The organism is Cohnella terricola (assembly GCF_007786475.1).
Lineage (GTDB): Bacteria > Bacillota > Bacilli > Paenibacillales > Paenibacillaceae > Cohnella > Cohnella terricola.
Window position 1 is genome coordinate 13,754 of record NZ_VNJJ01000008.1, and the last position, 13,397, is coordinate 27,150.

16 protein-coding genes are annotated in these 13,397 nt (G+C 52.0%); 14 read left to right on the forward strand and 2 right to left on the reverse strand.

Annotated elements, in window-relative coordinates; genetic code table 11:
• Positions 1-33: 33 nt before the first annotated feature.
• The 9 genes from FPZ45_RS14925 (at position 34) to FPZ45_RS14965 (ending at position 8,247) form a co-directional block, all read left to right on the forward strand.
• The gene (locus FPZ45_RS14925) at positions 34-1,806 is read left to right on the forward strand and encodes a cache domain-containing sensor histidine kinase (protein ID WP_144703266.1); all 1,773 of its coding nucleotides are present in this window, start codon (positions 34-36) and stop codon (positions 1,804-1,806) included.
• Positions 1,781-3,367, forward strand: coding sequence for a response regulator transcription factor (locus tag FPZ45_RS14930; RefSeq protein ID WP_144703269.1), 1,587 nt, complete (start codon positions 1,781-1,783; stop codon positions 3,365-3,367). Before FPZ45_RS14925 ends, FPZ45_RS14930 begins: the two co-directional genes overlap by 26 nt.
• A gap of 173 nt (positions 3,368-3,540) precedes the next feature.
• The gene (locus tag FPZ45_RS14935) at positions 3,541-3,840 is read left to right on the forward strand and encodes a LiaF transmembrane domain-containing protein (protein ID WP_144703272.1); all 300 of its coding nucleotides are present in this window, start codon (positions 3,541-3,543) and stop codon (positions 3,838-3,840) included.
• A 44-nt stretch (positions 3,841-3,884) separates the two neighbouring features.
• Positions 3,885-4,550 carry a PspA/IM30 family protein gene (locus FPZ45_RS14940; RefSeq protein ID WP_144703275.1) on the forward strand — a complete coding sequence of 222 codons (666 nt, stop codon included), beginning with the start codon at positions 3,885-3,887 and terminating at the stop codon, positions 4,548-4,550.
• A 6-nt stretch (positions 4,551-4,556) separates the two neighbouring features.
• Positions 4,557-5,054: a PspC domain-containing protein gene (locus tag FPZ45_RS14945; RefSeq protein WP_144703277.1), complete on the forward strand. Its 498-nt coding sequence runs from the start codon at positions 4,557-4,559 to the stop codon at positions 5,052-5,054.
• Between the two features lie 4 nt (positions 5,055-5,058).
• Positions 5,059-5,739 carry a PspA/IM30 family protein gene (locus FPZ45_RS14950; RefSeq protein ID WP_144703280.1) on the forward strand — a complete coding sequence of 227 codons (681 nt, stop codon included), beginning with the start codon at positions 5,059-5,061 and terminating at the stop codon, positions 5,737-5,739.
• Between the two features lie 142 nt (positions 5,740-5,881).
• Positions 5,882-6,520: a cell wall-active antibiotics response protein LiaF gene (liaF, locus tag FPZ45_RS14955; RefSeq protein WP_144703283.1), complete on the forward strand. Its 639-nt coding sequence runs from the start codon at positions 5,882-5,884 to the stop codon at positions 6,518-6,520.
• A gap of 22 nt (positions 6,521-6,542) precedes the next feature.
• Positions 6,543-7,586 carry a sensor histidine kinase gene (locus FPZ45_RS14960; protein ID WP_144703286.1) on the forward strand — a complete coding sequence of 348 codons (1,044 nt, stop codon included), beginning with the start codon at positions 6,543-6,545 and terminating at the stop codon, positions 7,584-7,586.
• 4 nt (positions 7,587-7,590) lie between these two features.
• A complete protein-coding gene (locus FPZ45_RS14965) occupies positions 7,591-8,247 on the forward strand; it encodes a response regulator (protein WP_144703289.1) in 657 nt (218 codons plus the stop codon).
• Here the strand turns inward: FPZ45_RS14965 and FPZ45_RS14970 are convergent.
• Positions 8,244-8,579, reverse strand: a complete 336-nt coding sequence (locus tag FPZ45_RS14970; protein ID WP_144703292.1) for a hypothetical protein — start codon at positions 8,577-8,579, stop codon at positions 8,244-8,246. The two genes, FPZ45_RS14965 and FPZ45_RS14970, sit on opposite strands and share 4 nt — an antisense overlap.
• Positions 8,580-8,774: 195 nt before the next feature.
• Here FPZ45_RS14970 and zwf point away from each other — a divergent pair, with 195 nt between their 5' ends.
• Positions 8,775-10,328: a glucose-6-phosphate dehydrogenase gene (gene zwf, locus FPZ45_RS14975; protein ID WP_144703295.1), complete on the forward strand. Its 1,554-nt coding sequence runs from the start codon at positions 8,775-8,777 to the stop codon at positions 10,326-10,328.
• A gap of 20 nt (positions 10,329-10,348) precedes the next feature.
• Positions 10,349-10,972: a cyclase family protein gene (locus tag FPZ45_RS14980; RefSeq protein ID WP_144703298.1), complete on the forward strand. Its 624-nt coding sequence runs from the start codon at positions 10,349-10,351 to the stop codon at positions 10,970-10,972.
• Between the two features lie 88 nt (positions 10,973-11,060).
• Here FPZ45_RS14980 and FPZ45_RS14985 read toward each other — a convergent pair whose 3' ends face one another.
• Positions 11,061-11,309: a hypothetical protein gene (locus tag FPZ45_RS14985; RefSeq protein ID WP_144703301.1), complete on the reverse strand. Its 249-nt coding sequence runs from the start codon at positions 11,307-11,309 to the stop codon at positions 11,061-11,063.
• A gap of 66 nt (positions 11,310-11,375) precedes the next feature.
• On the opposite strand from FPZ45_RS14985, the gene FPZ45_RS14990 reads away from it, so the two are divergent.
• The 3 genes from FPZ45_RS14990 to FPZ45_RS15000 are packed head-to-tail and all read left to right on the forward strand — an operon-like array spanning position 11,376 to position 13,362.
• Positions 11,376-11,999: a YhbD family protein gene (locus FPZ45_RS14990; RefSeq protein ID WP_144703303.1), complete on the forward strand. Its 624-nt coding sequence runs from the start codon at positions 11,376-11,378 to the stop codon at positions 11,997-11,999.
• 12 nt (positions 12,000-12,011) lie between these two features.
• A complete protein-coding gene (locus FPZ45_RS14995; protein WP_144703306.1) occupies positions 12,012-12,698 on the forward strand; it encodes a hypothetical protein in 687 nt (228 codons plus the stop codon).
• On the forward strand, positions 12,691-13,362 hold the full coding sequence (locus FPZ45_RS15000) for a hypothetical protein (protein WP_144703309.1): 672 nt from the start codon (positions 12,691-12,693) through the stop codon (positions 13,360-13,362). Before FPZ45_RS14995 ends, FPZ45_RS15000 begins: the two co-directional genes overlap by 8 nt.
• The last annotated feature ends 35 nt before the right edge of the window (positions 13,363-13,397 follow it).

Here is a 13,397-nt window from a genome sequence, read left to right on the forward strand (position 1 = left end):
TTTGCATTACCGCCCGCAAAGGAGTTAAAGGCCATGCGATTTCCATTGTTCAGTTGGAGACAGAAGCTGATTCTAACTTCGTTGTTATGCCTCGTTCTTCCGTCGGTCATTACTCTGATCATTACGGGAATCTATACGAAAGACGAGCTGAGGAACAAGGCGGTTACGAAGGCGGGACAATCGCTCGAAGTGGCCGAGCTGTACGAATCCAATATTATGAAAGACATGATCAACGCCTTTAATTCCATTCAATACGACAGCGAGATGATCACCCAGCTTCGCATTGCCTGGAACAAATATAAAAGCGACAATACGAGGTCCATCGATTTTTTTTCGTTTCGGGAAGTGGCCAAAAAGCTCGATCGGTTAACGTTCTTCGGAGGCGCGACTTATGTCACGATCTTGTTGCCGAACGGCCTTTACTTCACGAACTATTCTACCTACAATAATAATCTTGATTTTATGTACGAGGAATCTTGGATTAAGGATCTGGCGACCGAACCGTTGAATTCAACGATTTGGCTCGGCACGCAAAAAAACTATGTCCGTTCGGACGCGGAGAAGTTCCCGGATCTCGTCACGATCGTACGCACTTTCCAGCTTCACGCCAACAGTCCGAATGCTTACATTATATTAAGCAAGCCGGAAGTCCAATTTCGCCAAATATTCGCGGAATACGCGTCCGACCAAATCATGATGCTGCTCGACGAAGAAGGAAAGATTATCTCCCATACGAATTCGGACCAGATCGGACAAGTTTTTAAGGAGCCGGTTCCACAGGAGGACTCATACAATGTCGTGAATTGGAACGGGCATAAGTATATTTCGGTTAATCATCCTTTGCCTTACGCTGGTTGGAGCATGCGGAGCTTAACGCCTTATGAAAGCGTTACAAGTAAAATCGGCGCCATATTCAATTACGTTGTTATTCTTCAGATCGCATTTTTCCTGCTGTTCGCAATCGTTCTCTTTTACTTCCTGAATCAATGGACCATGCCGATCATGAAGCTGGCCAGAACGGCCATCAAAGTCGAGAAGGGGTTTCTTGAGGAGCGGTCGGAGGTTATCGGCCGCGACGAGGTAGGACATTTGGGCTTGGCCTTCGACAGAATGCTCGATCGCTTCGCGGAGATGATCAAGCAGATCGAATGGGAGCAAAGCCGGAAAAGAATAGCCGAGTTGGAGCTGCTCCAAGCTCAGGTTAATCCGCATTTCCTGTTCAATACCCTCAATTCGATCCGCCTTCGGGCGATTCTCAAAGGGGAGCACGAAATCGGCGAAATCATCGGTTCTCTCTCCACGCTGCTTAGGATGACCATTAACCGGAATAACGAATTCGTACCGCTACACGAAGAGGTAGCGACGGTTGAGCATTACATGCGACTAATGAACTATCGGCATTCCGAAGGCGTCGTTCTATCGGTTAACCTCGCATCGGACACGCTGCTCGAAGCGATTCCTCGTTTTACGTTGCAGCCTCTTGTCGAAAATGCGTATCTTCATGGTCTCCGGCAGAAGCAAGGAGTCATCTCCATCTCTTCTTGGAAGCAAGCGAACCTGCTCTACATCGAGATAAAGGATAACGGTATCGGCATGATGCAGGAAAAGATGCTGGAGATCAAGAACGGCGTTTCGCGTTCCGGCATCGGGTTGAAGAACGTCAGCGAGCGTCTGAAGATTATATATGGCGAGATGTTCGATATGGCGATGGACAGTTCTCCGGGAGAGGGCTTGACGATAACCTTAATCATACCGCTTAACGGCAAGGAGGAGAGCAGACATGTATCGGGTCATAGTGGTGGATGACGATGTGGCGGTGTTGGAGTTTTTGGAAAAGCTGATCCCATGGCAAGAGATCGGCTTTGAACTTACAGGAGCATTCACCAATGCATTTGATGCTATAGATCATTGCGGCACGGCGATTCCCGATCTGATCGTGACGGATATCGGCATGCCGGAGATGGACGGTCTCGAACTGATCCGTAAGCTGCGGTCGGAAGCCCAGGCAACACAGTTTGTCATCTTGTCTTGCCACGACGAATTTCATTATGCCCAACAAGCCGTAAAGCTGGGAGTTCAGGATTATATTCTGAAGGAGACGCTTAGCGTCGAGAGCATAATGGGCATTGCCGAGCAGACCAAGAGCAAAATCGACGATAGTCTTCGTCATAGGCACGAAATGGAGAAATTAACGGATCAAGCGCAAAAAAGCAAAGCGGTGAGGAAGGAAAAATGGTTTAGGAATCTGATGTTGAATCCGGTTACCGAGGACGGCTCCATGATGGAACAGCTTCGGGAGTACGGACTAAATCCGAATCTGGGACATTATATCCCCGTTCTATGGCGCATTCACAGCTTTAATGCCGCGATCAACCGTTACGAGAAGGAGGACATCGTGAAATTCATCGTGGAGAATGCGGCCGAGGAGTTGCTCTGCGAAGAACCTGATGTCGTGTTTTTCAGTTATTCCGCACAGGAGTTTTGTTTGATCTACGCGTTCAAAAAGGATCTGGCATCGAACCCTTACGATAAGCTGGTTCGGGTATCGCGAATGCTGCAGCAGGCATTCTCCAAGTATTTGAAGCTGGAATTTTCCGCGATCGTGGGGGAAACGGCCGCGAATGGCGCGGAGATCAGGCGGCAGCTGCCAGATCTTCTCTCCAACGCAGATCAATTTTTCTATTTCGACGAGCCGAAGATCGTGAGAAGCAAGGAGATCCCGCCTATAACGAATCAAGAGGACCTGTTCATGCATTACTTCGAATATTCGGAAAGGCTAAATCGCTTGCTGCTGGAAGAGAACCGGAATGTAGAGCAAGTCGTCGATTCTTTTATTCAATTTATCAAAAGCAGGAGATTCCAGCCTTCCAATGTCAAACAGATGGTCTGGAAGCTGGCGCTGGATATGCAGTTAAAATTGATCTTCAGCCAGGAATACGCCAAGGAGAAAGCGCAACAAAGCATCGAACGGATGTTAAACGTCAACGAAATCAGGAACTGGCTTCTTCAATTCATGAAGGAGGCCGTTCTTCGGGCGGAGCAGATATCCAAAAAGAGCAAAAAGACGGAGATCGTCGATGCCCAAAAATACGTCATGCTTCATTTGGACCGCAAAATTACGCTCGAGGAAGTCGCCGACCGGTTGCACCTGAACCCAAGCTACTTTAGCCGGCTTTTCAAAAAAGAAACGGGCGAGAATTTCATTGAATTCGTTACCCGAATGAAGATGGAGAAGGCGAAAGCGCTGATCGGCGAGTCCGGCAACACCGTAGAGAAAGTAGCATGGATGCTCGGATACGATAACAAGAGCTACTTTATTAAAGTGTTTAAACAGCACTTCGGGGCATCCCCGAGCCAGTTTGCATAAGGGCGAATCCGGCGGTTAGGAACCGGAAGTCCGACCCGGCAAGGTCCCGGGACCGTAGCGACCCTCGACTATAGTCGAGGGTCAAAAACATACGCGAGTCCGTTATGCGCAAGAGCGGAGAGGTTTACAATAAGGTCATAAGGTAAACGAGTTCCTGAAAAGAGGTGAAGCAAATGAAAAGCGGAAATGGTTTAGCGTTGTTGCTCATCGGCTTCGGAGGATTGATCATTCTCGGCAAATTGGGTTTCGGGCTAGGATGGTTCTTCAGTCTTCTCGTTCCGATTCTGATAATTCTGCTCGGGGGCGTGGCTTGGAATAATGGCAATCGTCTCCTGGGGGCCGTCATGGCGGTCATCGGTGGAATTATCCTCTTGGGCAAACTGAGCTTCCTGTTCGTATGGATCGCGGCAATCGCGCTCATCGTATTCGGAGTCTCGATGCTCGGTCGCAATAATCGCAATATCAGATATTAGTTTCATCATCAGCCGCAATCGCAGGAACGAGGAGGGAAACGGGAATGACCGTAATGAAAAGGGTACGAGATATGACGGTAGCTACGCTGAACGATCGGCTGGAGAAATCGGAAGATCCCGTGCGCGTCATCGATCAGTTCCTCTGGTCGACGCATCAAGAAATTACGCAGAGCGAAGCGTTGCAACGGCAATATGCGACGCATACGGACAGCCTGTATCGGCAGTGGAAAGACGCCGAGCAGTGGGCGAACAAGCGCGAACAGCAAGCGTTGACGGCTCTGAAAGCAGGCGAAGAGAACGTCGCCAAGCTAGCGCTGCAAGACAAAGTGATTCACGAAGAAAGGTCGGGTCGATACCGGGAGCTCTACGAGCAAAGCAAGAACGAGCTGAACGATCTGGAGCAGCTTCTGCAAGAGCTCCGGAACGAGTACCGGGCGGTGTACGACCGGCGCCAGTTCTACGTCGCGAGAATGGAGTCGCTTCGGCTTCAGCAAAGATTAAACGCCAGATTCGCGCCCGGCAATGCGGATACGTCCCAGATGTTCCGCAAAATCGACGACCGTCTGACGGATATCGAGCTTGAAACCCGTAGTCTTCGCGATCTTCGCCGAATGGGACAGGAGAGTCTGCATCATGCCGGAGAAGTCGTGAAAAACACGATCGAAAGAGAACTCGAGGAATTGAAACGCAAACTGCAACAAGGAGGTTAAACGCGAATGCGCAAACTTTATCGTTCAACGCGGGATCGCAAATTATTCGGAGTCTGCGGAGGACTGGCGGAGTACTTGGGCGTCGACGCGACGCTGCTGCGGATTCTGCTCATCGTCGTAGCCGTATTCTCCGCGGGTTCCGTCGTCCTGGTCTACATTATCGCAGGATTCGTCATCCCAAGAGAGCCCCACTACGGAGGCTTCGGACCTGGTCCCTTCGATCAAGGGTGGAAAAGTCAGGATCAATCCTTCAGCGGATACGGTCACCAAAACTGGCCGCCGTCGGGACATGGTCCCGGACCGGCTCCGCACAATTCGGGAGGTTATCATTCGGCAGGCGCACCGCGTCCCGGACCGACTTCGTCGACCCCCCCTTCATCCGGCCGTCCATCGCAAGGCATCGACGCGATGATGGAAGATATAGAAAAGAAGTCCATGCAAAAAGAGATTGAAGAACTAAAAGCAAGATTATCAAAATTCGAGAAAGAATCGAAAGGAGAATAACACAATGGGTGTATTCCAAAGAATTAAAGATCTGACAAAGGCGTCGGTACATGATCTGCTTGATAAACTTGAGGATCCGATCGTCATGCTTAACCAATATTTGCGCGACATGGAAATTGAAATCCACGACGCGGAAGTAACAGTAGCCAAACAAATGGCTTCCGAACGCCGAATGAAGCAACGTCTCGACGAATTAGTGAGACTCGGAGTCGACCGCGAAGGGCAAGCGGAACACGCGTTGCGTACCGGTAACGAAGCATTGGCCCGCAAGCTGCTGGAAGAAAAAGTCCAATACGATCAGCAATCGGCCAATCTGGCGGAACTGCACGGCCAAGCAAGCGTGCAAGTGTCCGAATTAACGACTCAGCTTCACGAAATGAAAGAGGAATATTACAAGCTTCGCAACAAGCGCAACGAGCTGTCCGCCCGTTCCCAGATGGCCAAAGCGCGCAAACAAATGGCGCAGATCAGCACGCTTCATACGATCGAGAGCGGCGCGGCTTCCCGCGGGTTCCACCGGATGGAGGAAAAGATTCTGCAAATGGAAGCGGAAGCCGATGTGGCCAGAATGCCTAGCGGATCTTACGGCGGAGTGACGAGAATCGATCCCGAGAAGGAATTCCGCGTAGAGCAAGAGCTTGATGCGCTCCGGAACCGGATTCAACCGAACTTGAACAAAGAATAAAGACTAGCTTTCTCGCTTGGCGCAAGATGTGCTATGATGTCGGATAGTGAATGTGAATAGAAGTCGAAGCCATAACGGTTCCCGTTCCGTTATGGCTTTCGATGCGAAATAGAGACGCGTTCGGAAGGAGGTGTGACCCGACATGAGAAGATCCAGTAACGCGATTTTGTTTATTGCAGCAGGCTTATACCTCGCGCTTGGCGCCGTGGCGGGTTACACGACGGTTAACGCGATCGTCCTGCTGCTTCTCGGCATCGATCGTTACCGAACCGATCGCTCGCGTTTATCGGTCATCGTCATTGCGATCAGCACGCTGGTGCTCATTATTACCCAAATCGCTTTTTTCGTCGTTATCGTGCTCGTCTCGCTAGGGATCTATTATTTCCGCTCGCGTCCCCCGGCTTTCGGGACTTATGTCAACAAGCACAAGCTGTTTTTGAATATGCGCCTCGACGAACAGTCCTGGGTGCTTCACTCCATGAGTTACTGGCATGCGATGGGGGAAATCCGGATGGATATGACGCTCGCGATGCCGGAAGACAAAGAAACGACGATTGTGCTTCAAGGGCTGGTTGGAGACTTGGATCTGATGATACCGGACGATTATGGCATTCAGGTGGATGCTTCCGTATTGATCGGCCAAATCTCGTTCCGGCAGATCCAGGAAGGCGGGATGTTCCATCGGTTGTCGTGGAAATCCCCTAATTATGACCAATGCGAGCAGAAGCTGAAACTTCAGTTATTCTATCTCGTCGGTGATATCAAAATACGTACAGTGTAAACTAGGAATAAGGGGGAGTCGCATGGAGTCTCGGAAGGTCACCAATATGGTATGGCGTCACATGGGCGAGGCCGTGTTGTACTCCCTGGGCGTTGGCGCTCTTGTCGTTTATTTGTTCATTCGTTACGGTATTGGCGGATCGTTCGATTCATGGGATAAGGCGATTTCCTTTACGCTGACCGCGATCGGCGTCTTGACCGTGACGGGAGTCGTGTACGGCTTCTGGCGGATTTATCCGATTCGAAGCCGGCTCGAGATGTTAAGGGAATCCATGGTTACGCTTGAAAAAGGAAGCCCGGCACTGCCCTTGCCGGACATGGGCAGAGACGAAATCGGACGTCTTGGCGAGCAATTGGCCAAGCTTGGACGCAAGTGGGAGGAGCAAGTCTCGTCGCTGCAGCGCTTATCCACCAACAACGCGGAGCTCGCCGCGCAAGCCCGGATGAGCGCCGTCGTCGAAGAGCGGCAGCGCTTGGCGCGGGAGCTGCATGATGCGGTCAGCCAACAACTGTTCGCGATATCTATGACGGCTACCGCGGTCGGTCGAACGATGGACCACGATTTCGAGAGAGCTCGCAGGCAAGTGGAACTGATCGAGGAGATGGCTTCGGCCGCGCAATCGGAGATGAGGGCGCTCCTGCTGCACTTGCGCCCGGTTCATCTGGAAGGCAAGCGCCTGGCGCAAGCGATACCGGAATTGGTCGAAGAAATGAAGGCGAAGGTGCCCGTCGATATCGGCATCGATATCGATCAGGACTTACCGCTTAACAAAGGCGTAGAGAACCATTTGTTCCGTATCGTTCAGGAAGCCTTGTCCAATACGCTGCGTCACTCCAAAGCTACAAGAATGGATATCGTGCTTCAACGCCGCGGGGAAACGGTGCGGCTTGGCATTAGAGATAACGGGATCGGTTTCGACACGCAAGTGAAGAAACAGGCTTCCTACGGCATGACGAACATGGAAGAACGCGTCAATGAACTCGGTGGTTCGCTGAATATCGCGAGCGCTCCGGGCAAAGGGACGAGAATCGAAATCAGAGTGCCCTTGATGGCGGAAGGCGGTTGATCGAATGGCGTCGGAACATAATCCGGTACGGGTATTGCTAGTGGATGATCACGAGATGGTCAGAATCGGGCTCGCGGCCGTGCTCAGCACGGAGGATGGGATCGAAATCGTCGGAGAAGCGGGCAATGGAATGGACGGGCTTCGCTTGGCTCGCGAATATACGCCCGATGTCGTTCTGATGGATCTGGTCATGGAAGGAATGGACGGGATCGAGACGACCCGTCGCATCATGGAAGAGATGCCGAGCTGCCGGGTGATCGTGCTGACCAGCTTTCTGGACGACGAGAAAATGTATCCCGTCATCGAAGCGGGAGCGTTCAGCTATCTGCTGAAAACCTCGCGCGCCACGGAAATCGCGGACGCGATCCGCGCGGCCGCGCGAGGCCAATCCGTCCTGGAGTCCCAGGTCGCATCTAAGATGATGAACCGTTTCCGGCGTCCTCCGCAGGCGGTGGCTCAGCCGCACGAAGATTTGACGGAGCGAGAGATGGAAGTGCTGAAGCTCATTGCCTTAGGCAAGTCGAATCAAGAAGTCGCGGACGAACTGTTCATCGGAATCAAAACGGTCAAATACCATCTGACGAATCTGTTCGGCAAGCTTGGCGTCGAGGACCGTACGCAGGCGGCAATCTATGCCCACCGCAACGGGCTAGCGGATTAGAGCGGAAACACGGCTTTAATGCGGGAGAGAGAAATGGTCGATTTCGACATGTCTAATAACGTCGGGGGATCAATGCTCAGTTGTCCCCAATACGGTAGTTCTTCAAATCCGCTTTGCTCGTTAGTTACGGCGCTGACGTCGACTTTCCGTTTCGTTTTGCGCGTTTTCTTCGCCGGACGAGCCGACCTCTCTCCGTTTAATACAAGCGACTTGGGACCGCATCCGGTCAGAACTCCCGTATGCCGAATATCGTCGTTCGTAATGACGCAAACCGCTCGGCCGCGGAAGGGCCGAAGGGATTGTTCATCAACAAGGAATTTGTCATCCTTCATGGTTCCATCCTCCTCGATATTGAACTATTTTTAAGCAGTGTATTCGGGCCGAGACAAACGCGCACGGGCGGTTACCCATCCGGGCGAAAAGACGGTTTAAAACGTGGCGTTGTCTTCCGAATTATGCTAAACTACAATTCATGAGATTTGACAAAATCGGTGTATCCCATTCTGTAAAGAAGAAAGATGAGGATCATGACGGACAATAAAAACGAAACGATTTCCGCTCCTGAAGCGGTCTATTTCATTTTCGGAGCGACCGGGGATTTGGCGCGTCGCAAACTGTTTCCGGCTTTATACAGCTTATATCGCGAAGGTAAGCTCGGAGAGCGGTTCGCGATCGTCGGTTTAGCCCGCAGACCCCGTACGAACGAACAGTTTCGGGACGACGTCCATGAGTCGATTCGCGAGTTTTGCCGTTACAAACCCGGGGAGAAGGATGATTGGAACGGGTTTGTAGATCGTTTTACATATATGTCTCTCGATACGGGCAACGTCGAAGCGTTCAAACAGCTCAAGGCGTATACGGAACAGCTTGAAGCGAGCAATGACATTCCGGGCAACCGCTTGTTCTACTTGGCGCTTGCGCCCGAATTGTTCGGCAGCGTATCCCGCAATCTCCGCGACGGAGGCATGCTGGAGAGCGAGGGCTGGCATCGTCTTGTCATCGAGAAGCCGTTCGGATACGACTATCCTTCCGCTGAGAACCTGAACGAAGAAATCCGCCAGGTATTCAAGGAAAACGAAGTGTTCCGGATCGATCATTACCTTGGCAAAGAAATGGTGCAGAATATCGAAGTCATTCGTTTCGCGAATGCATTCTTCGAGCCTCTATGGAACAAGAATCACATCGCCAATATTCAAATTACGCTTGCCGAGACGGTCGGTGTCGAAGATCGCGGCGCGTACTATAATAAATCCGGCGCGCTGAGAGACATGGTGCAGAATCATATGCTGCAGATGCTGACCATGATCGCAATGGAGCCGCCCGCGCGGCTGGATCCCGAAAGCATCCGCGACGAGAAGGTTAAGGTCATTCGCTCGGTCAGAAGGTATATGACCGCCGAAGACGTGCGTACTCAGATCGTCCGCGGGCAATACGCAAGCGGATCGCTGAAAGGCAAAGAGCTTAAGGGGTATCGCGAGGAGGATCACGTCGATCCGGCATCGGTCACCGAAACGTTCTTCGCAGCCCGTCTGTTCGTCGAGAATTTCCGCTGGGCGGGCGTTCCGTTCTACGTACGAACGGGCAAACGACTTCCGGTCAAATCGACGGAAATCGTCGTGGAGTTCAAGAACGTGCCGAACCATGTTCTCTTCGCAAGAAAGCAGGAGCTTCAGCCGAATCTGCTCGTCATTCGCGTCAATCCGATGGAAGGCATCTACTTCCGGATCAACGCGAAGAAACCCGGCAACGACATGAAGATTCAACCGGTCGCGATGGAATTCTGCCAAAGCTGCCAAGTCGGTATCAATACGCCGGAAGCCTACGAACGCTTGATTTTCGATGCGGCTCGCGGGGAAGGTACGTACTTCACGCGTTGGGACGAGTTGGCGGCCGCCTGGAAGATCATCGATCCGATCGCCGCGGCTTGGAAGGAACATGCCATCGAGCCGGCACTTTATCCGGCGGGATCGTGGGGTCCGGAAGAAGCGGATCGGCTGCTCGAAGAGGACGGCTTCCACTGGTGGCCGGTGAACGGGCAGGACGAGGATAACGTCGTTTGGGTGTCCAATACGAGCAAATAAGCGTACAGGGGGAAATACCGGTGCCTAAAATTTACGATATCAGCATGACGATCGAAGAAAGCATGCAAGTATGGAAAAGCTACGAGCATAAGAAGCCGAGCATAACGAACGTGCAAAATCATGACGAAGGCAAGCCTCACGAAAGCTTGCTAACGCTGAACACGCATACGGGAACGCATGTCGACGCTCCGCTGCACATGCTTGCAGGCGGGGAGACGATCGAGACTATCCCGCTCGAGCGTCTGGTCGGGCCGGCTCGCGTGCTTGATCTGACGCATGCGAAGGATTTCATTACGAAGGATGATCTCGTTCCTTTCGCCATCCAGAAAGGCGAGCGGGTCATTCTGAAAACTTCGAGCTCATTCAGCGAAGATTTTCTGTTGGACTTCGTTTTCTTGCGCGAAGATGGCGCGAAGTATTTGGCCGACATCGGCGTCGGCTTGGTCGCGACGGACGCACTCGGCATCGAACGCGCCCAAGCGGAATATCCGACCCATCGCACGCTGATGCGCAATGACGTCATCATCGTCGAAGGCCTGCGCCTGAAGGACGTTCCGGCAGGCAACTACACGCTGGTCATCGCACCGCTGAAGCTTACGGGAATCGACGGGGCTCCCGCGCGTGCGTTCCTTCTTGGCGACTAAAGCATAATCGCAAATAATAGGGTTGTTCCTCGGGTTCTTAATCGAACCCGACCGGAACAATCCTTTTTTGTTACCCGTGCAAAAAACGTCATACGTGCTCAATGTCGCTAAATGCGACAATGGGGAGACCCAAGCCGGAACTCAGCCGCTCAATGTCGCTAAATGCGACAATGGGGAGTCCCGAGCCGGAACTCAGCCGCTCAATGTCGCTAAATGCGACAATGGTTTGCCACGAGCCGGACTTCAGCCACTCAATGTCGCTAAATGCGACAATGGGGAGTCCCGGACCGGGTTTCAACCGCTCAATGTCGCAAACAGCAGCAATGACATTTTCCAAATTGACTAAATTCCCATTTACAACGTAACAATGTTATGTTACATTAATCTTGCAGGAGGGATGATTATGGAACGGGAACTGATATCGAAGAAGGAGCTGCTTGACGAGAAAGGCATTTCTTACGGGCAATTGTACCGATGGAAACGCAAGCAGCTCATCCCTGAAGAATGGTTTATACGAAAGTCTACTTTTACGGGACAGGAAACGTTTTTTCCGAAGGATCTCATTTTGGCGCGAATCGATAAAATTATGAACATGAAGGACGATCTGTCGCTGGATGAGCTAGCCGACAAGCTTTCGCCGCTGCTGCCGGCCTATGAGATGCGCAAGTCCGATCTTGAGAAACGGAACATTGTTTCGTCCATTGTGCTGCAGCGTTTCGCGTCGGAAGATGCAAGTGAGATCGTATATACATTCGACATACTGCTGTACTTCTATGTCGTCGATAAGCTTCTTCAAGCCGGAGAGATGAGCATGGAAGAAGGGGAACATCTGCTTCAGACGCTGCGGGAACATTTTCCGAAATTCGAAACGAAACCTTGCGATCTGGTGTTTATCCGCAAGATGGGCGTATCGTCGTTCGCATTGCTGTCGGTTCCTGTGGAAATGTATTTCGAGAACGGGGTTAAAGTCGTCGCGAGGTTGTCCATGACGGAATGCATCGAACAGCTGAAAGGAAAATTGGTCTAGGGGGGAAACCATATGGAATATTCCGAAAAACCGGATTTGGTCATTAACGGCGTCACGACGGCAAGCGGGGGAGATTACGGGAAAGTGCGAATTGACGGGGTCGGAACCGTGGAAGGAGACATCGTGGCAGAGAGTTTTGACGCCAACGGTATGACGAAGGTACGAGGAAGTCTCGCGACGGACGATATGGACTGCGACGGTATGATTACGATCGATGGCCACGTATCCGCCGGCAAATCGCTCGTCGACGGCTTAATGAAAATCAAGGGCTCTTTAAAGGCGGACAGATTTACGGTGAACGGGATGCTCAAAGTGAAAGGCGACTGCGAGATTGAGGAACTGCGCATGGACGGCGGGTTCACCATCGACGGAAGTATGAATGTCGGCAGATTATACGTCATGTTGAACGGCCAAGGCCGCACCAGAGAGATCGGCTGCGAGTCGATCCAAGTCCGCAGGAAACGGAGAACTCCTTGGGCAGCGCTAATCACTTGGGTTTTGCCGAGATATGCTATCGAGCTTCATACGTCATCTATTGAAGGCGACGATATCGATCTGGAGCATACCGAGACGGAGGTCGTCAGAGGCAACCGGGTCATGATTGGCAAGGGCTGCCGTGTCGACTTGGTGGAGTACCGAACGGAACTGAAAGTACATCCAAGCGCGAAAATCGGCAAAGGGGTGAAAATCGGTGGCTGAAGAGAATAGACGCGATTTGAAGATGATTGGAGAAACGAGCACCGCCGGAGGCATATTCCGAAATATTAAAGTGACCGGAGAAACTGTATTTAACGGTGATGTGGACTGTGTCAAGCTGTCCCATATCGGTGAGCTTGAAATCAAAGGCGGCTTGCGTGCGGAGGAGCTGAAAATTACCGGAGAATGCGACGTTCAAGGCGGTCTGGCGGTCGGTGCAGTGAGCGGACGCGGGGAATTGAAAGCGGAATCCGGGGCTCGGATCGAGAAGATCAAGTTTACGGGCAATATCGAAGTATCCGGGGATTGCGAGACGGGAACGCTTGAGTTAAACGGTGCATTTAACATTCCGGGATTGTTAAGCTCCGAGCGGATGGAAGTCCAAATGTTCGGTTCGTGTAAGGCAGCGGAGATCGGCGGATCGAATCTTCGGGTTAGAAGAAGCCGTAAATCGAAGTTGCTTCATCTGTTCAAACCCGGCGGCCCGATCGAGCTTACGGCCGACCTGATCGAGGGGGATACGGTGGACTTGGAATATACGATCGCGGAGGTCGTGCGCGGTAACCGGGTAACGATCGGACCGGGCTGTCGGATCGGACGCGTCGAATACCGGGGGGATTATACCGCGCATAAGAGCGCAAGCGTCAAAGAGTCAGTCCGTCAATGAATCGGCACAAGCAAAGAGATTCGATAGGATGAGGA

Excerpts from the sequence above, each read along its gene's own strand:
- liaF (WP_144703283.1), top strand. The coding sequence starts at position 5,882 with ATGAGAAGATCCAGTAACGCGATTTTGTTTATTGCAGCAGGCTTATAC.
- FPZ45_RS14945 (WP_144703277.1), top strand. The coding sequence starts at position 4,557 with ATGCGCAAACTTTATCGTTCAACGCGGGATCGCAAATTATTCGGAGTC.
- FPZ45_RS14925 (WP_144703266.1), top strand. The coding sequence starts at position 34 with ATGCGATTTCCATTGTTCAGTTGGAGACAGAAGCTGATTCTAACTTCG.
- FPZ45_RS14995 (WP_144703306.1), top strand. The coding sequence starts at position 12,012 with ATGGAATATTCCGAAAAACCGGATTTGGTCATTAACGGCGTCACGACG.
- zwf (WP_144703295.1), top strand. The coding sequence starts at position 8,775 with ATGACGGACAATAAAAACGAAACGATTTCCGCTCCTGAAGCGGTCTAT.
- FPZ45_RS14970 (WP_144703292.1), bottom strand. The coding sequence starts at position 8,579 with ATGAAGGATGACAAATTCCTTGTTGATGAACAATCCCTTCGGCCCTTC.
- FPZ45_RS14950 (WP_144703280.1), top strand. The coding sequence starts at position 5,059 with ATGGGTGTATTCCAAAGAATTAAAGATCTGACAAAGGCGTCGGTACAT.
- FPZ45_RS14965 (WP_144703289.1), top strand. The coding sequence starts at position 7,591 with ATGGCGTCGGAACATAATCCGGTACGGGTATTGCTAGTGGATGATCAC.
- FPZ45_RS14935 (WP_144703272.1), top strand. The coding sequence starts at position 3,541 with ATGAAAAGCGGAAATGGTTTAGCGTTGTTGCTCATCGGCTTCGGAGGA.
- FPZ45_RS14940 (WP_144703275.1), top strand. The coding sequence starts at position 3,885 with ATGACCGTAATGAAAAGGGTACGAGATATGACGGTAGCTACGCTGAAC.
- FPZ45_RS14960 (WP_144703286.1), top strand. The coding sequence starts at position 6,543 with ATGGAGTCTCGGAAGGTCACCAATATGGTATGGCGTCACATGGGCGAG.
- FPZ45_RS14990 (WP_144703303.1), top strand. The coding sequence starts at position 11,376 with ATGGAACGGGAACTGATATCGAAGAAGGAGCTGCTTGACGAGAAAGGC.
- FPZ45_RS14930 (WP_144703269.1), top strand. The coding sequence starts at position 1,781 with ATGTATCGGGTCATAGTGGTGGATGACGATGTGGCGGTGTTGGAGTTT.